19 protein-coding genes and 1 pseudogene are annotated in these 18941 nt (G+C 62.8%); 13 read left to right on the top strand and 7 right to left on the bottom strand.

Annotated elements, in window-relative coordinates; translation table 11 throughout:
* Positions 1-84 precede the first annotated feature (84 nt).
* Positions 85-204 (bottom strand): annotated as a pseudogene (locus BN2476_RS48140) (winged helix-turn-helix domain-containing protein); the annotation flags it as partial.
* On the opposite strand from BN2476_RS48140, the gene BN2476_RS48135 reads away from it, so the two are divergent.
* The 3 genes from BN2476_RS48135 (at position 169) to oxlT (ending at position 2273) form a co-directional block, all read left to right on the top strand.
* On the top strand, positions 169-348 hold the full coding sequence (locus BN2476_RS48135) for a lactonase family protein (protein WP_235850808.1): 180 nt from the start codon (positions 169-171) through the stop codon (positions 346-348). The pseudogene BN2476_RS48140 and the gene BN2476_RS48135 overlap by 36 nt on opposite strands.
* 89 nt (positions 349-437) lie before the next feature.
* A complete protein-coding gene (locus tag BN2476_RS13100) occupies positions 438-836 on the top strand; it encodes a YncE family protein (protein WP_087734605.1) in 399 nt (132 codons plus the stop codon).
* 144 nt (positions 837-980) lie between these two features.
* Complete coding sequence (oxlT, locus tag BN2476_RS13095) at positions 981-2273, top strand: oxalate/formate MFS antiporter (RefSeq protein ID WP_087734604.1); 1293 nt, start codon at positions 981-983, stop codon at positions 2271-2273.
* An 87-nt stretch (positions 2274-2360) separates the two neighbouring features.
* On the opposite strand, the gene BN2476_RS13090 is transcribed toward oxlT, so the two are convergent.
* Positions 2361-2642, bottom strand: a complete 282-nt coding sequence (locus BN2476_RS13090; RefSeq protein WP_087734603.1) for a DUF4148 domain-containing protein — start codon at positions 2640-2642, stop codon at positions 2361-2363.
* A gap of 211 nt (positions 2643-2853) precedes the next feature.
* Between BN2476_RS13090 and BN2476_RS13085 the strand changes: the two genes are divergently transcribed.
* From BN2476_RS13085 to BN2476_RS13055, 7 genes are all read left to right on the top strand, one after another.
* Positions 2854-3501, top strand: coding sequence for a response regulator (locus tag BN2476_RS13085; RefSeq protein WP_087734602.1), 648 nt, complete (start codon positions 2854-2856; stop codon positions 3499-3501).
* 198 nt (positions 3502-3699) lie between these two features.
* Positions 3700-4725, top strand: coding sequence for an IS110 family RNA-guided transposase (locus BN2476_RS13080; protein WP_087734601.1), 1026 nt, complete (start codon positions 3700-3702; stop codon positions 4723-4725).
* A 624-nt stretch (positions 4726-5349) separates the two neighbouring features.
* A complete protein-coding gene (locus tag BN2476_RS13075) occupies positions 5350-6303 on the top strand; it encodes a LysR family transcriptional regulator (protein ID WP_087734600.1) in 954 nt (317 codons plus the stop codon).
* A 60-nt stretch (positions 6304-6363) separates the two neighbouring features.
* Positions 6364-7773, top strand: coding sequence for an FAD-dependent tricarballylate dehydrogenase TcuA (gene tcuA, locus BN2476_RS13070; protein WP_087734599.1), 1410 nt, complete (start codon positions 6364-6366; stop codon positions 7771-7773).
* Positions 7760-8977, top strand: coding sequence for a tricarballylate utilization 4Fe-4S protein TcuB (gene tcuB, locus BN2476_RS13065; protein ID WP_268957896.1), 1218 nt, complete (start codon positions 7760-7762; stop codon positions 8975-8977). The genes tcuA and tcuB overlap by 14 nt, the downstream gene beginning before the upstream one ends.
* 58 nt (positions 8978-9035) lie before the next feature.
* A complete protein-coding gene (locus BN2476_RS13060) occupies positions 9036-10355 on the top strand; it encodes an MFS transporter (RefSeq protein WP_087734597.1) in 1320 nt (439 codons plus the stop codon).
* A gap of 406 nt (positions 10356-10761) precedes the next feature.
* Positions 10762-11805, top strand: coding sequence for a methyltransferase (locus BN2476_RS13055; RefSeq protein ID WP_087734721.1), 1044 nt, complete (start codon positions 10762-10764; stop codon positions 11803-11805).
* Between the two features lie 119 nt (positions 11806-11924).
* Here BN2476_RS13055 and BN2476_RS13050 read toward each other — a convergent pair whose 3' ends face one another.
* The 4 genes from BN2476_RS13050 to bufA1 are packed head-to-tail and all read right to left on the bottom strand — an operon-like array spanning position 11925 to position 14416.
* Complete coding sequence (locus tag BN2476_RS13050) at positions 11925-12419, bottom strand: DoxX family protein (protein WP_087734596.1); 495 nt, start codon at positions 12417-12419, stop codon at positions 11925-11927.
* The gene (locus tag BN2476_RS13045; RefSeq protein ID WP_087734595.1) at positions 12416-13228 is read right to left on the bottom strand and encodes an HvfC/BufC N-terminal domain-containing protein; all 813 of its coding nucleotides are present in this window, start codon (positions 13226-13228) and stop codon (positions 12416-12418) included. The genes BN2476_RS13050 and BN2476_RS13045 overlap by 4 nt, the downstream gene beginning before the upstream one ends.
* On the bottom strand, positions 13200-14090 hold the full coding sequence (bufB, locus tag BN2476_RS13040) for an MNIO family bufferin maturase (protein ID WP_087734594.1): 891 nt from the start codon (positions 14088-14090) through the stop codon (positions 13200-13202). Before bufB ends, BN2476_RS13045 begins: the two co-directional genes overlap by 29 nt.
* Positions 14091-14104: 14 nt before the next feature.
* Positions 14105-14416 carry a BufA1 family periplasmic bufferin-type metallophore gene (gene bufA1 / locus BN2476_RS13035; RefSeq protein ID WP_087734593.1) on the bottom strand — a complete coding sequence of 104 codons (312 nt, stop codon included), beginning with the start codon at positions 14414-14416 and terminating at the stop codon, positions 14105-14107.
* Positions 14417-14543: 127 nt separating this feature from the next.
* Between bufA1 and BN2476_RS13030 the strand changes: the two genes are divergently transcribed.
* Both BN2476_RS13030 and BN2476_RS13025 read left to right on the top strand, forming a co-directional pair.
* Complete coding sequence (locus BN2476_RS13030; protein ID WP_087734592.1) at positions 14544-15200, top strand: sigma-70 family RNA polymerase sigma factor; 657 nt, start codon at positions 14544-14546, stop codon at positions 15198-15200.
* A complete protein-coding gene (locus BN2476_RS13025) occupies positions 15197-15856 on the top strand; it encodes an NrsF family protein (RefSeq protein ID WP_087734591.1) in 660 nt (219 codons plus the stop codon). Before BN2476_RS13030 ends, BN2476_RS13025 begins: the two co-directional genes overlap by 4 nt.
* Before the next feature lie 497 nt (positions 15857-16353).
* Here BN2476_RS13025 and BN2476_RS13020 read toward each other — a convergent pair whose 3' ends face one another.
* The gene (locus tag BN2476_RS13020) at positions 16354-16689 is read right to left on the bottom strand and encodes a GNAT family N-acetyltransferase (protein WP_087734590.1); all 336 of its coding nucleotides are present in this window, start codon (positions 16687-16689) and stop codon (positions 16354-16356) included.
* A 587-nt stretch (positions 16690-17276) separates the two neighbouring features.
* On the opposite strand from BN2476_RS13020, the gene pdxR reads away from it, so the two are divergent.
* Positions 17277-18806 carry a MocR-like pyridoxine biosynthesis transcription factor PdxR gene (gene pdxR, locus BN2476_RS13015; protein WP_087734589.1) on the top strand — a complete coding sequence of 510 codons (1530 nt, stop codon included), beginning with the start codon at positions 17277-17279 and terminating at the stop codon, positions 18804-18806.
* The last annotated feature ends 135 nt before the right edge of the window (positions 18807-18941 follow it).

Genomic DNA, 18941 nt, shown 5'->3' with positions numbered 1-18941 from the left:
CGACGATGAAGCAGGCGTCGCGCTCACCGACGCTTAGGCGGCGGCCGACTGACACGCGTATCGGCAACAGCGCCGCCGGCTACCTCATACAAGCTTCCCGATGCGGTAGCCTACCCCACGCACATTGTGGATCGCATCTCCTCCCAATTTGCGCCGCAGATTGTGGACATGCACCTGGATGGCGTTACTTTCGACCGGATCGCCGCTGTCGACACCGGAGGCAAAACCCCCGACGGTGTGAATGTCGACACGAAGTCGGGCACGATTCTGATCGCGAACGACGACAGCAATAACGAAGCGATTTTGAGCCGACGTCGCCGTACAAGCTTACTGCAACGTTCAAGCTGAAGCCCGAAGACGACAAGGACGGACCGGACGTCGCGCTGTACGTTGCCTCCACCGACCGCCTGTATCAGCCGGTTTGCGGCAAGATCGACGTGATCAATCCGAATACCCACGAAATCGAGGCGGTGTGGGAGTTCGATTTGAAGAGCGCCGCGAAGGGCGGTGTCTACGACAGCAAAACGAATCACCTGATTTTCGGAACCAGCGACAAGAAGATGCTTGTCGTGGACCCGACAACGGGCAAGCTGGTCACGACCATCGGCGTCGCCGGCGCCGTCGACCAGACGGCGATCGACACTGACAAGCGTCGCGCGTTCATCGGCGACAAGACCGGCAACCTCGAGGTGATCGATCTGGATTCGAATCAGGTTGTCGATCACATCCGTACCGAGCCCAAGGTCCACACGCTGACGGTCGATACGGCAACCCATCGCGTCTACGTCTATCTCAACGAAAGCAACAAGGTTGGCGTGTACGAGCAGAAGTCCTGATATCGCACACCGTTTTCGGGTCGCGCGGCAGCATCCCGCCTGCGTGACCCGTACGGCGCCTACGCTGCGTGAAACAAGGTGCGGCGCGTACGATCGCAGCATCGCGCGCCGTCACCCGACCTTTATTTTGTAGGAGAAGTCGTCATGTCATCCGCTGCTTCGCCGGCAGGCAAACCCTTCCTGGGAAACCGGTGGACTCAACTGTTCATTGGCATTGCCTGCATGGCACTCGTCGCCAACCTGCAATATGCGTGGACACTTTTCGTTGTCCCGATGAAAACGCAAAATCTTTGGACCGCTGCTGAGGTTCAGACGGCGTTCTCCGTCTTCATTCTGGTCGAAACGTGGCTCGTGCCGATCGAGGGCTGGCTTGTCGACCGCTTCGGTCCGCGCCCCGTCGTCATGGCTGGCGCAATCTTCGTCGCGTTGAGCTGGGTGATCGATTCTTTCGCCACGACATTGCCCGTGCTCTATGCCGCTTCAGTCATTGCAGGCCTTGGAGCGGGCTGCGTGTACGGCACCTGCGTGGGCAATGCGCTGAAGTGGTTCCCGGACCGGCGCGGGCTCGCCGCCGGACTGACGGCAGCGGGCTTCGGCGCCGGTGCCGCGCTGACGGTAATTCCGATCGCGAACATGATTCACAATTCGGGGTATCGGCAGACGTTCTTCGTATTCGGCGTAATCCAAGGTATTGCGATCTTCATTCTGAGCATTGCGTTGATTCGCCCTGATCCGGGCCCCGGCATCAAGCCGGTCGCGCGCGTCGTGACGAGCAAGGTCGACTACACGCCGGGTCAGATGGTCAGAACACCGCTCTTCTGGATGATCTACCTGCTATTCGTGCTCGTAGCCGCCGGCGGCCTGATCGCTACGGCGCAGCTCGGCCCGATTGCAAAGGCATTTGGCTTTGCGAAGCTGCCTGTACAGTTCTTTGGCGCAACATTGCCTTTGCTGACGCTGGCGCTATCGATCGACAATCTGCTCAACGGGCTGACCCGACCCGTCTGCGGTCTTCTATCCGACAAGATCGGCCGGGAAAACACCATGCTGCTCGTGTTCGTCGGCGAGGGACTTGCGTTGCTCGGAATGAATGCTTACGGCCACGATCATTACGCATTCCTTATCTTCGCGCTACTGATCTTCTTGTGCTGGGGAGAGATTTTCTCGATCTTTCCGGCGATCTGCGCGGATACGTTCGGCAGCAAATACGCGTCGTCGAACGCCGGCACGCTCTATACGGCCAAGGGCACCGCGTCGTTGCTCGTCCCCATTGCGTCGCTGGTGGCGGCAGGCGGCTCATGGGAGCATGTGCTGATCGGCTCCGCCGTCGTGTCGGTCGTCGCGGGCGTGTCGGCCAAGTTCATTCTCGCGCCCATGCGAAAGCGCTGGTTCGCAGGCATGGGCGACGAGGTCGCTCCCGTCCTTCAGACTCAGTGAGCGAGCCGCCAGCTCCATTCTGGCGGCCTGGCAGTCGTGGGTGACGGAAAGCTGTCGTTCGCCATGCCGACAATTGCGCGAGCGTAATCAATCGTGTTGCCCATTCGGGGTCATCGTGGGTGCCGGTTGACGAGGCTCCTGCGAGTGGCCTGTGCCGGGGGCGCCGGCAGCAACGCGTGCCTGAGCCGCTTGAAGGTCCGAAGGATATTTGTTGTGGCGTCCAGTTGGCCTGTAGCCGGCTCTTACCAGCTGGGCCAACTGCTCGCGCACTTCGGCGCGCGTGGGCGAGCCATTGGATGATTGAGCGAAAGAAACGGCCGGTAAAAGCAATGCGGCCGCTACAGCGGCCAGTTCAAGGGTCCTGTTCATGGTCTGCGCCTCCAGCTAGTCAGGTGTCAGTGCTGCGGCCCGGGGTGGGGCAGTAGCTGGCACAGCTAGCTTGCCGGTGCAGACTTAAGGAAAAGTTAACGCCAGACGGGTTCTGTACTCTGATCGAAGGCCGAAAGCGATGATCGACAGCCAACCAATGTCATCCTTATCAACTTGAACAAAGCGCGCCGATCCGGAGGCGGAACATTTGATGCGCATATTGCTGGTGGAAGATAACGTCTCGATCGGCGGTGCGTTGCAGCATCGGTTACGCAGAAAGGGTTTTGCCGTCGACTGGACAATTGACGGGGCATCGGCCATGCGTGTGCTTCGAACGACGCCGTACGCGTTGGTGCTGCTCGATCTTGGGCTGCAAGGAAGCGACGCACTGACCCTGCTCACAGGGCTGCGGCATCGTAACGATCCGACGCCAGTCCTGGTCATTACGCCGAGAGACACGGTTCCGGACCACGCCACGGGTCTGGACAGAGGGGCGGACGATTATTTCGTCAAGCCGTTCGCGCTCAACGAGTTGCTTGCATCCATTCGAGTCGAGGATCGGCATCAAGCGAGACACGCAGATACAACGCTGCACGTAGGTGCCTTGTGGCTCGATTCTGTTCAGTGCCGTGTCTGGCTGCGTGACCACGAGATCTCAGTGACGAAACTAGAGTCCGCGTTGCTCCGTGAGTTGATGCGTGATCCGACAATAGTCGTCACCCACGAGCAACTTGAGCAGCGTCTTGAGATTATGAGTAACGCTGTTCAGGTGCATGTCCACAACCTGCGCCGCAAGCTCGGCGTCGACACAATCCGCAACGTGCGCGGTGTTGGTTACCGCATCGGAGATATCGCGTGAAGCCGTTGCATCACTGCTTGCTGCTGTGGCTGCTGTCGGCTACGCGCCGCTGTTAGATAGATGGTATGAACGCCGCCCTCCCTTCGGGGAGCGCACAACCAGGCTGAAATCGCGGGAATCGGGTCGTCTACCAATGCGACCTTCCCGGATGTGCCAAAGTGGCGCTGTTGGCTCCTATTTCCGAAGCGAGGTACGACGATGGCTACCACGACCTACGGGCTCGACATCTCGAAGCGAGTGTTCCAGATGTACTGGATCGAGGATGAAACCGGTGAGTTCGCTAACCGGCGCTTCAATAAACAGCAGCTGATAGAGTTCCTCGGCCTTCGCCAGACCGGGCGTGTTGCCCTTGAAGCTTGCGGGAGCGCGCACTGGTGGGCGCGCAAGATCGCCGCGCTTGGTCACACCGTCGTGCTCCTGCACGCGAGATTTATCCGCCCGTTCGTCCAGAACAACAAGACGGATGCTACCGATGCTCGCGCGATCTGGACGGCGGCGCAGCAACCCGGCATGCGTTTCGTCGCGCCAAAGACTGAAGAGCAGCAAACCATGCTGGCGTTGCATCGGATGCGCTCCCTGCTGATCAAGTCACGCACCATGCAGGTCAATCAGCTGCGTGGTCTGTTGTACGAGTTTGGCGTTACGCTTAAAGCTGGGCGCGTCGCCGGCCTGACGGAATTTCGCGAACATCTCCCTCAGATAGAGGAGTTGATGCCCCCGACGCTCTTCTGCGCGCTCGGCGATCAGCTTCGTCACATCAGCATGCTCGATGACGAGATCAAGAAACTCGAGCGACAGCTCGGAGTCTGGCGACGTCAGGAAGACGCATGTCGAAGAGTGGCTGCGATTCCGGGCATCGGGCCCCTGACCGCCACAGCGTTGGTTGCGACGATCGGTGATCCGACGGCATTCAAGTCTGGCCGTGAACTTGCAGCGTACCTTGGGCTGGTCCCAAGGCAAACCGGAACGGGCGGCAAGATACGTCTGGGCGGTATTACCAAGCGCGGCGACAGCTACCTACGAATGCTACTGATCCACGGGGCGCGCGCCGTGTTATTCAAGAGCCGACGGAAGACAGCCTGGTGCGAGCAAGTTCTGCAACGGCGGCCAGTCAACGTGGCCGCCGTTGCCCTCGCCAATAAAATGGCTCGAACCGCCCGGGCCGTTCTCGCTCATAACCGAACTTATCAAGCGGACTACGAAGGCCTCAAACCGTCGATGTAGGAAACTCGACAACAACCTCTGCTGGAAGGCTGCGAAGGCAAGTCGTGATGTGATGGCAAGACAGGTTGGACCGCAAGAACGCAAACCTGATTGACGCTGAGCGCTACGAGCGCGCTAGATAGCAGAGGTCGTTCCCGGCGAATTCCATCAGGGCGCGCAGGGCCATCCTGCAGACGCCGGATATAAGCCTGCAGCCAAACCCCGTCGTGCGTCACACCGCACTACCTTGCAAGCCGGGCGGCGTTCATATAAGCGCCAAAGGGACGGATTGCACGGGGCACCACCGCAGCCCCGCGATCAAAATGGCCGAACCAGCTTTCAATAATTGAAGGCCGTGCGGCCCATATTGGGGGCAAGTACGCGCGCATTGTGGCGATCGGCGACGGCGACGGTGCTGCACGTCGAAGCGGGACGCTCGAGCGCGCTCGCGAAAGCCGCGCGCGAATCCGGGCCGCGGGCATTCCGCGAGGAACTCGATGCGCATCGAGCAAGCCGGGCACATGCTGCATCACGATGCGCCCGAGGAAGTCGCGGCGATCGTCGAGAATCTGCTCTTCACGTGGCGGTAGCTGATCGCAGACGGTCCTGCGAAAATGAGCGGATTTTCCGCCTTCTCACCACGCCATGGAACTCCGACAGCTTCGCTACTTCCTGTCCGTCATCGAGCATGGAAGCATGGGTAAAGCCGCGCTCGAACTCGGCGTCGTCACCTCCGCGTTGAGTCAGCAGATCAGCCGTCTCGAAAGCGAACTGGCGACGCGGCTGTTGCAACGCACGTCGAACGGCGTGGTGCCCACCGACGCGGGCCTCGCATTCTGGCGGCAGGCGCAGCTCGCGCTGCGTCATGTCGACGATGCCGCGCTGGCCGCGCGCGCGGCGCGGCTGTCGGGCCACGTGAGCATCGGCATGGCGCCGAGCACGGCGAGCGTGCTTGGCGTTGCGTTCATGCAGGCGATGCGCGAACGCTATCCCGATGTGCGTCTGCGCATCGTCGAAAGCCTGTCGGGTTATCTGGGTTCGATGCTGAGTGCGCGGCAGATCGATCTCGCGGTGCTGTTCCGCGAAGAGCCCGCGCAACGCTGGAGCGTGCTGCCGCTGCTCGACGAGCGGCTGTTTGTGATCGGCGCAAACGGCCTGGACGGCATGCCGGAGGGCGAGTCCGTGCGTCTGGGCAAACTCGGCGGACTGGGGCTGATTCTGCCGAGCGGCCCGCACGGGCTGCGCACGCTGCTCGCCGCGGCGTTCAAGCGCGCGAAGTACGAACCGCGCATCGTCGCCGAAGTCGACGGCCTCGCGCTGCTGATGGACTTCGTGCGCTCGGGCATGGGCGCGACGATCCAGCCGGGCGCGGCGCTGGCGCGGCCTGAGAACGCGGCGCTGGCGAGCGTGTCCGTCGCCGATGTCTATGCAACGCGCCCCAACATGATCGCGAGCGTATCCGACGACGAACTGTCGCCGGCGGGACTGGCGGCGCGCGTCGTGCTCGCGGACGTCGCGCGCCAACTCGTGCGGGAAGGGCGCTGGCCCGGTGCACGGCTGCGCCGGCAGGAGTCTTCACGAAACCTGAAGGCCTCTTGACGACTCGCTGATGGCGACGCGCGCGGACTGTCGATACAGTGCGTCCGAAAGGAGGCATGTATGGTTGACGTACTGGTCATCGGAGGAGGCAATGCTGCGCTCTGCGCTGCATTGATGGCGAGCGAGGCGGGGGCGTCGGTGCTGATGCTCGAATCCGCGCCGCGCGAATGGCGTGGCGGCAACTCGCAGCACACACGCAATCTGCGCTGCATGCACGACGCGCCGCAAGACGTGCTGGTCGAGGCGTATCCCGAAGAAGAATACTGGCAGGATCTGCTGAAAGTCACGGGCGGACGCACCAACGAGCATCTCGCACGGCTGACGATCCGCGCATCGTCGACGTGCCGTCCGTGGATGCGCAAGCACGGCGTGCGCTTTCAACCGCCGCTGTCCGGCGCGTTGCACGTCGCGCGCACCAACGCGTTCTTCATGGGCGGCGGCAAGGCGCTCGTCAATGCGTATTACCGCAGCGCGGAAGCGCTCGGCGTGCAGGTCCGCTATGAAACGCCCGTCGATGCGATCGAACTCGACGGCGGCCGCTTCGTCGCGGCGAGGAGCGGCACGCAGCGTTTCGAGGCGCGCGCGTGCGTGCTGGCGGCGGGCGGTTTCGAATCGAACCGCGAATGGCTGCGCGAGGCGTGGGGCCAGAACCAGCGCGGCGAATGGCCCGCCGACAACTTTCTGATTCGCGGCACGCGCTTCAACATGGGTGTGCTGCTCAAATACATGATCGACGCGGGCGCGGACGCCATCGGCGAGCCGTCGCAGTCTCATTGCGTCGCCATCGATGCACGCGCGCCGCTCTACGACGGCGGCATCTGCACGCGCATCGACTGTGTGTCGCTGGGTGTCGTCGTCAATCGCGACGCTGAGCGTTTCTACGATGAAGGCGAGGACTTCTGGCCCAAGCGTTACGCGATCTGGGGCCGTCTCGTCGCGCAGCAGCCCGGCCAGATCGGCTATTCGATCATCGATTCGAAGGCGATCGGCCGCTTCATGCCGCCGGTGTTTCCGGGAGAGAGCGCCGACACGCTGGCTGAACTCGCGCGCAAGATGGCGCTGCCCGAAGCGCAGTTTACCGAGACGCTGCGCCGCTATAACGAAGCATGTCGTGTCGGCACGTTCGATCACACCGCGCTCGACGATTGCCATACCGAAGGGCTCGTGCCGCCGAAAACGCACTGGGCCCGCCCGATCGACACGCCGCCGTTCTACGGCTACGCATTGCGCCCGGGCATCACGTTCACGTATCTGGGTCTCGAGACCAACGATCGCGCGCAGGTGCATTTCGGCGGGGTGCCGAGCGACAACCTTTTCGTCGCCGGCGAAATGATGGCGGGCAACGTGCTCGGCAAGGGCTACACGGCGGGCGTCGGCATGTCGATCGGCACGGCGTTCGGGCGCATCGCCGGGACGGGAGCCGCGCGGCATGCGTTGCAAACATCGGGAGTCGAAAGTGCAGAAGTCTGACACGCTCGCGTCCGCGCGGACGCGCCACACGTCGCGCGACGATGCGTCTTGCGCGCCAGCATCGCACGAAGCGGCGTCACGCGTGATCCCCATCGTGCCGATGACGCAAAGCGAAAACGAAGTCGCGCGGCAGATGCAGATCTGCAACGCCTGCCGCTATTGCGAAGGCTTTTGCGCCGTGTTCCCGGCGATGACGCGCCGCCTCGAATTCGGCAAGGCTGATGTCAACTATCTGGCCAATCTTTGCCATAACTGCGGCGCGTGCTATCACGCGTGCCAGTACGCGCCGCCACACGAATTCGGCGTCAACGTGCCGCAGGCGATGGCGAAGGTGCGCCTCGAAACGTACACGGAATACGCGTGGCCCGCCGCGTTCGCCGCGCTGTACAAGCGCAACGGCGTGACGGTCTCCGTCGCGCTGGCGCTCGGCCTCGCGCTGTTCCTGCTGCTCGGCACGGCGATGCAAGGCGGCCTCGCGCGGAACGTCGGCGCCCACTTCTACGCGATCTTTCCGCATAACCTGCTCGCCGCGATGTTCGGCGCAGTGTTCCTGTTCGCGCTCGCGGCACTCGGCGTCGGCGTCACGCGTTTCTGGCGCGACGTCACGGAAGGCTCGGCGAGCGCGAGCGCACCCGCGATGGCCGAAGCCGCGAAGAACGCACTCACGCTCAAATATCTCGACGGAGGCCACGGCGACGGATGCAACGAATCCGACGATGCGTTCACGCTCGCCCGGCGGCGGTTTCATCATCTGACGTTCTACGGCTTCATGCTGTGTTTTGCCGCGACTGTGGTGGCAACGCTCTATCACTATGTGCTCGGAGTGCATGCGCCGTATCCGTTCATCAGCGTGCCGGTGCTGCTCGGCACGGCGGGCGGCATCGGCCTGCTGGTCGGGCCGGCGGGGCTGCTGTGGCTCAATCTGCGGCGTCATCCCGAGCAGGGCGATGCACGGCAGCGTCCGATGGATCGCGGCTTCATCGCGTTGTTGCTGCTGACGAGCGCATCGGGCCTTGCGCTGCTGGCTCTGCGCGATACTGCCGCGATGGCCGCGCTGCTCGCCGTGCATCTGGGCATCGTGATCGCGCTTTTCGCGACGCTGCCGTACGGGAAGTTCGCGCACGGCATCTACCGGTCGGCGGCGCTGCTGAAATCCTCGATCGAAAAGCGGCAACGCAACGATTTGAAGCTTGGCTCGGATTAGCCGAAAGAAAAGGACGCGGCGTACCGCGCCGCGCGAGAAATAAACAGGAGACACTCCCATGAACCCCACGACGCCCATCGCCGCCACGCCCGGCGGCTCGCGCAAGTCCAAGGCCGCAGCCGTGCTGCGCGTGACCAGCGGCAACTTCCTCGAACAGTTCGATTTCTTTCTGTTCGGTTTCTACGCCACGTCGATCTCGAAGATCTTCTTTCCTGCGTCGAGCGAATTCGCCTCGCTGATGCTGACTTTTGCCGTGTTCGGGGCGGGCTTTCTGATGCGCCCGCTCGGCGCGATCTTTCTCGGCGCGTACATCGACAAGGTGGGTCGTCGCACCGGCCTGATCGTCACGCTGGGCATCATGGCGAGCGGCACGATTCTTATCGCCTGTGTGCCGGGTTACGCGACCATCGGCTTGCTTGCGCCGTTGCTGGTGCTGATCGGCCGGCTGCTGCAGGGCTTCTCGGCAGGCGCGGAACTGGGCGGCGTGTCGGTCTATCTCGCGGAAATGGCCACGCCCGGCAATAAGGGTTTCTATACGAGCTGGCAATCGGGCAGCCAGCAGATCGCGATCGTCGTCGCGGCGGCGCTGGGCTACGCGCTGAACCAGTGGATGACCACGCAGCAGGTTGCCGCATGGGGCTGGCGCATTCCGTTTTTCATCGGCTGCGCGATCGTGCCGTTCCTGTTCCTGCTGCGCCGCTCGCTGCAGGAAACGGCGGCGTTCGAGGCGCGGCGGCATCATCCGCAATCGACCGAAGCGTTCGCGCTACTTGCGCGGAACTGGCGCATCGTCATCGCGGGCATGCTGCTCACGGCGATGACCACCACCACGTTCTATCTGATAACCGTCTATACGCCGACCTTCGGCAAGGCCGTGCTGAAGCTCTCGACCAGCGACAGCCTGATGGTGACGCTGCTCGTCGCGCTGTCGAATTTCGTGTGGCTGCCGATCGGCGGGGCGATCTCCGACCGCATCGGCCGCAAGCCGATTCTGATGATGATCGCGATTCTCGCAATCTGCACGTCGTATCCGGCGCTGTCGTGGCTCGCGAGTGCGCCGAGCTTCGGCCGCATGCTGATCGTGCTGCTGTGGTTTTCGTTCTTCTTCGGCATGTACAACGGAGCGATGGTCGCGGCGCTGACGGAAGTGATGCCGGTTGAGGTGCGCGTCGCTGGCTTCTCGCTCGCGTTCAGCCTCGCGACGGCGCTGTTCGGCGGTTTCACGCCCGCCGTATCGACGTACCTGATCGAAGTCACGCACGACAAGGCCGCGCCAGGTTATTGGCTCAGCTTCGCAGCGCTGTGCGGACTGTGCGCGACGCTCGGGCTGTATCGACGCGGCGCGGGACGCAATGCGTCGGCGGCTTCGTCGGCGTAGCCAGCGCGACTTGATCCGGCGTTGCGCGCGCGGTGCGGACCGACGCGCGCCTTCGTTTGCGGTTGCGGGTCGCTCGGCATGGTCTGACCTATGGCGCCGAAATCATTTTCACAGGCGATGCCCGCGTGGCTCTTGTCACCAATCCGGATCAGGCATGGGACGCGGTTGTACTGGTCCGTTAGCGTTTCGGGGTGGAGTGTCACCCACAGGAAATCTACCTGGTTCCATAGCAACTGAGCCAGGCAGCGAGCATCCGGGGCGAGACGATCCGGTTACGGAGGACATACCGAGGGGCTGGAGTCCGTCTGTGCGGTAGCGAACGCTCGAAAAATTTCGCTTCGCCTACTATGCCATCTGACGCTTCTTCACACGTCCCCCGGGAGCAATGATGGAAAGCACATCGAGCATGGTTCAACCGGAGCCCGGCGCTGACAACACGCGCCAGCGCGAACTCTCCCCTGAACGGCTACTCCAGCTGGGCATGGGGTTCTGGGCGTCCAAGACACTATTGTCCGCAGTCGAACTCGGTGTGTTCTCGTGCCTCGCGACCGGACCTCGCGACGCTGCGGAGCTTGCTGAGGCACTCGGACTGCATCCGAGATCGGCCCTTGATTTTCTTGACGCGCTGGTCGCATTGAATCTGCTGGAACGCGAAGACGGGAAATACCACAATGCGCCAGACACCGAGCTCTTTCTGGACATGGCCAAGCCCAGCTACGTGGGTGGACTACTGGAAATGGCCAACGCGCGCCTATATCCGTTCTGGGGCTCTCTGACGGAAGCCCTTCGCACGGGGCTGCCACAGAACGAGGCAAAAGCGGGTGGCAACCTCTTCGACGCGATGTATCGCGACGAACACAAACTACGAGGTTTCCTGCGGGCAATGAGCGGGGTCAGCCTGGGCGCGGCCAAGGCGATTGCGCAACAATTCCCCTGGCAAAACTACAGCACCTTCATTGACATCGGCGCGGCCCAAGGTGCCTTACCTGTGCAGGTCGCGCTCGCCCATCCCCACTTGCGCGGCGGCGGCTTCGATCTGCCCGTAGTGGGCCCTGTGTTTGACGAGTACGTAACGTCGCACGGCCTGCAGGAACGGCTGCATTTCTATCCGGGCGACTTCTTCAAGGACCCTTGTCCGGCGGCCGATGTGCTCGTGATGGGACACATCCTCCACGACTGGAATCTCGGGCAGAAGCTCGAGCTCCTCGCGAAGTGCTACGCGTCGCTACCTCCCGGCGGTTGCCTGATCGTCTACGACGCGGTGATCGACGATGACCGCAGGCGCAATGCCTTTGGCCTGCTGATGAGCCTGAACATGCTTATCGAGACACCTGGCGGTTTCGACTATACCGGCGCGCAGTGTCGCGAATGGATGCAGGAAGTCGGCTTCAAACAGGTACGCGTCGAGCCGCTTACCGGCCCCGATTCAATGGTGATTGGAACCAGGTAGAAACTCGCCGCGCGATTCGTGGGCATGGTTTCCGGCGCAGCACCACCACATTGCGGGCGGGTCGGCACAGATGCGAGAACGACTTTGCTCGCGGGGGCGGTCTTCCTGTCCTGTCGAAATCAGCGCTCGCCGTGCTGACGTCGGGTGTCTTCCGACGAAGCAACGCGCCACTGTCGCTGACGTACCAGATGGTCGAGCGACAAGGCTCCGGCGCCCCGGCACAACAGGACGAGCAGCATGGCCGCCCACTGAATATGCGTCGGCCATGCCTGCGGGTACACAAAGATCTCGATCACGGAGGTCATCCCGAGCAGGACCAATGCGGCGGGCCTGACGCCCAGACCGAGCACCAGCAACACCGGCATGCTCAGTTCTATCGATACGGCGATATGCGCTGCCACATCCGGCGGCAATACCGGCAGCCTGTATTCGTCGCGAAACAGTTCGAGCGCCGCATCCCAGTTTGCGAGCTTGGTCATCGCCGAATTCCAGAAAATCGTTGCGACCGCGAGGCGCAGCGGAATGGCCAGCAGCCAGTAAGGCACGCGGTCCAGCAACTGAACCGCGCGCTGAAAGACGTTGCGGCCGTCCGCAGAGTGGGTGAGGCGAATCATGTTGAAAATCCCTGGTCGATCCGGATGCAGCCGGCAATCTGCGACGTCTGCGCGAAGCATCCGCGCGCAAGGTATGCGCCGATAAGTGAAAAACCATCCGCTTCCGGCGCGCTGGCCAGCGCCGCGCCGAGTGGCTCGCCTGCAAAAAGCGCCTTGCTGACGCGCCACTCTCCGGTGCTCAGGCGCAGCGTATCGACGCCTTCGGTGACGCGTTGCACGAGCAGATGCACGGGGCCGTCCGCGAGTTCGATTGCGCGCAGCGCCGCGTCGTCCTGCTGGAGCACGGCGCGCCAGATAGCGTCGGCGGGAGCGTCGCAGCGCAGCAGCCGCGTGGCCGGATGAGGCGACAACCGCAGCGTGCCGAGCGCGTTCTCGTCGAGCCGTTCGAGACACGCGGGATCGAGAGGCGGGACGTCGGGGGCGTGCAGTACGCCATTCACCTGCCATTCGAGCTGCGCGACGTCGGCCACATACGGCACCGATGAGAGCTGCGGCATCTTCCCGAGGAAGGCCGGAAACTGTGCGCCATATTCGTCGAGCCATGCGCTGCGCGGCGGCTCGGCGCGCACGAACAGGCGCACCGCGCCCTCAAAGAAGTCCGCGCCGACCAGGCGCTGAACGGCGGGAAAGGCAAGCCGCAGCGCATTGACCAGCACACCTTCCGCTGTGTTCCGGTAAATGTTCAGGCGTGCTTGCGGATCGAGACCATCGGCCAGCACGGTGTCGGCTGCGTTTTCATCGGCACCTTCCAGCAGGTTGCGGCGCATGGCCTGTTGAAGATCAGCCAGCGATGGCGTGTGCATGTTCATTGCGAACCGCCTCCAGTGCCGATTCCGCCGTTGTGGCTTCCTCGATGAGAACATCGAGCGGCGGCACGTCGGTGTCCCATTCGATCAGCGTCGGCACGGGCCCGAAGCGTTGCAGCGCAGCCGCATAGAGAGCCCACACCTGCGGCGCGACACGCGAGCCGTGATCGTCGATTCGCAAGACCCAGCCGCCGTCGAGTTGTCTCAAGCTGTGGCCGGCAAGATGGATTTCGCCGATAGACACCGGCGGCAGCGCGTCGAGATACGTGAGCGCATTCCAGCCGTGATTGCACGCGCTGACGTAGATGTTGTTCACGTCACACAGGAGTCCGCAGCCCGTGCGTTGCGCGACGTGCGCGAGGAACTCCCACTCCGGAATCGTCGAATGCGAGAAGCGAAGATAGGTGGACGGGTTCTCCACGAGAATTCGCCGTCCTAGTGCCGTCTGCACCTGATCGACGTTACGGCACACGACGTCGAGCGCCTCTTCGGTCATCGGCAACGGCAGCAGATCGGCGAGATACGTGCCGCCCGCCACGCTCCACGCAAGATGCTCGGAGACGAGGCCGGGCTGCACGCGCGCGACGACCTCGCTCACGCGTGCGACATGCGTGGCGTCGAGACCGTCGGCGCTGCCGAGCGAGAGGCCCACGCCGTGCAGGGACACCGGATAGTCGCGGCGTATGGCATCCAGACAGCGTGTAGCGGGACCGCCGCCCATGTAGTTTTCAGTGTGCACCTCGAACCACGCCACTGCCGGACGTTCATCGAGCACGGCGTGATGATGGCGAAAACGCAGACCCACGCCGGCCGTTGCGGGAATCGCGCCGGCCGGCACGTGTACGCGGGAGACGGTTGCGCTCATGGCCGCAACGCCTCTCAACCTGCCGTGGTTTTGCCGCCTGCGATCTTGCTGCAATCGCCTGCCGGCAACAGCACGAACGACTTCGGATCGCGCGCCTGCGTGGACTGGCCGGCGCACGAGTGAGCCCCTTCGGCGCAGTCGTTCTTCGACACCGCGTTGATGCCGTAGCACTTTTCGAGGTGGTTCTGTGCCATTCTGGCCATGTTGTCCTTCACGACCTGCGGCGGATTGCCCGTACCCTGCGCCTGCGCGGGGAGCCCCTGCATTGCGAGGGCCATGCCGACCGCGGCGGACAGCGACGAAATGGTCAAAGCGGACTTGCTCATAGTATCTTCTCCGAGGGTTGGGATCGCGAAGGTGCGACCACACAACGAGATTCGGTCCGGCGCAGCCAAAGGTTACGCGGCGCGCCGAAAATATTTGGGCCACGTGCCTCATCGACTAACTGCAACGATGTCCGACTACCGACACCGCGGCGCCGCGCACATGCAGCCCGACCAATCCGCGACGGCCAGCAAGGAGCCGCGCGGCGCCGCGCTGGGCGACGCGATCCGGCCCGACGGCACGCCTGACTGGTCCGTTTTGATGGCGCGCGCGCAGCAAGGCGATCGCGAGGCCTACCGCCGGCTGCTGCAAAGCATGACGCCGTATCTGCGCAGCCTTGCGAGTCGCCATGGGGTCCGTCCGGACACAGTCGAGGACGTCGTGCAGGACGCTCTCACCACCGTGCACCTCGTACGCCATACCTACGACCCCGGGCGGCCGTTTGGCCCCTGGCTGCTGACCATCGCCATGCGCCGCATCGTCGATACGCTGCGCCACGATGGACGTCTTGACGCCCGCGAACTGCCGCTGGACGATGAGCATGAAACCTTCGCCGACCCCACAGCGAATCTGATGGAAGAGGCCACCGATGCGCGCATGCTGCGCGAGACGATCGAGCGCCTGCCGCCCGGGCAGCGCGAGGCGATACGCATGCTCAAACTCGAGGAAATGTCATTGAAAGAGGCGGCTGTGGCGAGTGGAATGACCGTTGCCGCGTTGAAGGTCGCGGTGCATCGCGGGCTGAAGGGCCTGCGCAAGCTCCTGACGCAGGGAGACCGCAAATGAGTCCGACTTCCGATCTGATCGAATCACTGGTTGCCGACGCGAAGCCGGTGCGCCCGCTGCGCGCGCCCGCCATGCGGGCGGCTGGCTGGCTGCTGTTCGCCGCACTCGTGCTGGTTCTGCTCGGCGTGGCGCACGGAGTGCGGCCCGACCTCGCGGTGAAGCTCCAGCAGCCAGTGTTCGTGATGGGCGTGGCGGCGGCCGCGTTGACGGGCATCCTCGCTGCCGTCGCGTCGTTCGTTGCCAGCGTGCCGGGAAGGTCGCTGCGCTGGCTGCTGTTGCCGCTGCCTGCGCTGGGGGCTTGGGTATCGACGATTGGCTATGGATGTCTGACGAACTGGGTGGATATCGGCCCGGACGGCATGTCACTGGGGGAAACCGCGCGCTGTTTTGCGACGCTCGGCCTCACGGGCATTCCTCTCTCGCTCGCCCTGCTGATCATGCTGCGTCACGTTGCGCGGCTCGCGCCTGCTCCTGTGGTGATGACAGGCAGCGTCGCCGTTGCCGCGCTCACGGCCGTGGCGCTGTCGATGTTTCATCCGCTCGACGCGACGGTCATGATCCTGATCTGGAATTTCGGCGTCGCAACGATTCTGTTGGTGATCAGCGCGCGGTACTCACAACGATTGTTCGCGTGGGTGATATCGCCTGTCCGGTGACGGCATTGGCGGATCTTGTCGTATCGAGCACACTCTCCGAGGCGATCGTTGGCTTGCTCAAATCTATCCGGCGTCGTGCTGGGGACTGCTCCCCGCGCCTCGATGAAGTTCGCGGCTGTGGCTCCTATAAGTTGTGCGGCTTCAGGAGAGCTTCTTTAGTTGCCAGGGTGTTCTACAGGTCGGTGTGCCGTTTAGCGCTTCTGCCGACACCGCTAGCGGAAATTGCGAGTTGTAACACTTATTGGAAGGCGCGTCAGATCAGTTCCAAGGACATAAAGAACGTCGAAGGAATCTGTGGCGCTCCACGCGGCTCGCTTACTATTCACAGCGTGCGTCGGGAGACGGATAGAGTCTGAAGGGTGAGAGTTGCCAACGTTGCAAAAGGCGTTCTCGCTGACAGCCGTGACGTTATGTTGCGTAACGACGTGCTGGAGCGGTTGGCGTGCCGGTAGCGTCGCCACTTGGCACAGGACGAAATCGGTTTGTGTTCAAACACCTTAACGAACGAGCAATCCCTCATGCATCAGATTGCTGCACAACGTGTCGAACTCGGCGCTGCGGGAGTGTGAGGCAAGGTCGATCTGGATCGGCCCGCCCATTTCGCCGCTCACATAGCTGATCAACGTATGAGCGATTCCGTTTCTTCTATACCCAGGCACGACATAGGCATCAAGCAACGTGACCGGCGCCTTGGCGGACGAGTTGGAGCAATGTTCGAACTCGATCCAGCCGACCGGCTCAGTGCGGTGCGATGCCACCGCGCGATTCCCGTCGTCGTCAATCTCGATGATGATCACATGAGCCGCGCGATCCTTGAAGATAAATGTGCGCATACACGATCAGTCGGGGCCGATGGAAATATACGGTAGATAACTGTGCGGTATCGTCGCGCAAAAACGGCGGGCGAACAAGTCATCTCATATACGAGGGAGCGCGCACTGTAGGGTGTCGTATATCTTCACTTTGGATGCCTCTGGATTTCTGGCGCATCGCGAAACGCGCTAATGGCCCGTCCTGGCTTGGTGCACGCGCAGGCAGGTTGTATTGCGAGGGTCACAGGCATTGCAGCGGAGATGCGGTACGTCTGGAAAACAGAAAAACATGCGGGGTACGAAGGCGTTCCATGGCATGTCTCCCGAAGGTCGCGCGCGTGGCACGCAAATCCTGTTCTTATCGACGGGGGCTTGTCCCAATCGCCCGAAACGGGTTGATTCGAGTATCGTCATTAAAAAGGTAGCAATTGGAGCCAGGCGCTGCCGATCGTTGAGTCCACGTTGACACGGCCTGGCGGGTTTTCCCGTGGTCCGGCGACTGGTTCTCAGCTTAGGAGCCGATGTCATCCGGTGCCAATCTGGTGGAAGCGCGCAGTCGGGGCGTCCCTCGCACCGCGTGCGCCACGCGCCGCACATCAGGAGAAAACATGGCCAGCCGGACCTCGCCGGCGCTTTGGACCCAACGTTTCCAGCGGTCGACCGAGTCGACCATGAGCCTGCAAGGGCAGATTCGACAGATGCTCGTCGCCGCGATTCTCGACGGCCAGTTGATGCCCGACAGTGCATTGCCGTCGAGCCGTGAACTGGCCGATCAGCTCGGTGTTGCGCGCAATACGGTTGTGCTCGCGTATCAGCAACTTGTCGAAGAGGGCTATCTGATTTCGCGTGAGCGCAGCGGCCATTTCGTGAATCCGGCGATGCAGGAAGGGCAACACGACTTCGTGTCGATACAGGCCGCGAACGCGCCGAGCGTCGCCGATGTCGTGCGTCCCGACTGGCGTCAGCGCGTGTCGCGTCCGCCGTCGATGCAGCGCAACATCGTGAAGCCCGGCAACTGGCAGAGCTATCAGTTCCCGTTCATCTACGGACAGTTCGATCAGACACTTTTTCCGACCAACGATTGGCGCGAGTGCTGCATCAAGGCGCTGTCCGTGATGGAGATTCGCAACTGGGCGCCCGATCTGATCGAACGCGACGACGAGACGCTGATCCAGCAGATCTGCACGCGCGTGCTTCCCAGGCGCGGCGTGTTCGCGAAGCCCGACGAGATCGTCGTGACGATTGGCGCCCAACAGGCGCTGTATCTCGTCGCGGATCTGCTCGCGAATGAGCGGACCACGGTTGGTTTCGAGAACCCCGGCTATCCCGATGCGCGCAATATCCTGCTGAACCGCAATGCGCGGCTGTTGCCGCTGCCTATCGATGCTGGCGGCGTTCGCACCGACGAAGACCGCGACGTGCTCGCGCAGTGCGACTACGTGTACGTGACGCCAAGCCACCAATGTCCGACGACTGCGACGATGCCGCTCGAACGGCGCCAGGCGCTGCTCGATCTCGCGCAGCAGCACGATTTCGTCGTGATCGAAGACGACTACGAGAGCGAAAACAATTTCTCGGGCGCGCCACATCCGGCATTGAAGAGCCTCGATACGGCGGACCGCGTGATCTACATCGGCAGCCTGACGAAGACCTTCGCACCCGGCTTGCGCCTGGGCTATGTGGTCGGGCCGCGCGATCTGATTCGCGAACTGCGCGCACTGCGGCGCCTGATGGTTCGCCATCCTGCCGCGTATATCCAGCGGGCGTTTGCGAACTTCCTCGCGCTCGGGCATCACGACACGCTGCTGCGCAAGCTCGCGCACGCGTATCGCGAGCGCGCACAACTGCTGATGGCCTCACTCGATGCGCACATGCCTGAAGCGCGCTATGTGCCCGTCACGGGCGGCGCATCGTGCTGGGTCGAAGGAGAACCCTGGCTCGACGCGACGCGTCTTGCCGAGGACGCGCAGGCACATGGCGTTCTGATCGAGCCCGGCAATGTGTTCTTCATGACAGGGCTCGAGCATCAGCAGTGCTTTCGCATGGGCTTTTCGGCGATCAAGCCGGAAAAAATCGACGCCGGCGTGCAGACGCTGGCGCGCGTCATTCGCGAGCACAAGCCGCGGGCACGCGCCTGAACGCACCCATCCGCCGATGCCGGCATTGCGCCGGCAGCGACATGGCCGCTTCCACTTCTGCTGGCCCAGGCGAAAGCCGCCAACTGGAACTACCGCGCAAGGCGGGCGTTATCTACCGTATCGACTGAGGATGCC

Origin of the sequence: Paraburkholderia piptadeniae (assembly GCF_900007165.1) — a bacterium.
Classification (GTDB): domain Bacteria; phylum Pseudomonadota; class Gammaproteobacteria; order Burkholderiales; family Burkholderiaceae; genus Paraburkholderia; species Paraburkholderia piptadeniae.
Note: the sequence above shows the minus strand (reverse complement) of the source record. Positions and strands in the feature narration are given on the sequence as shown.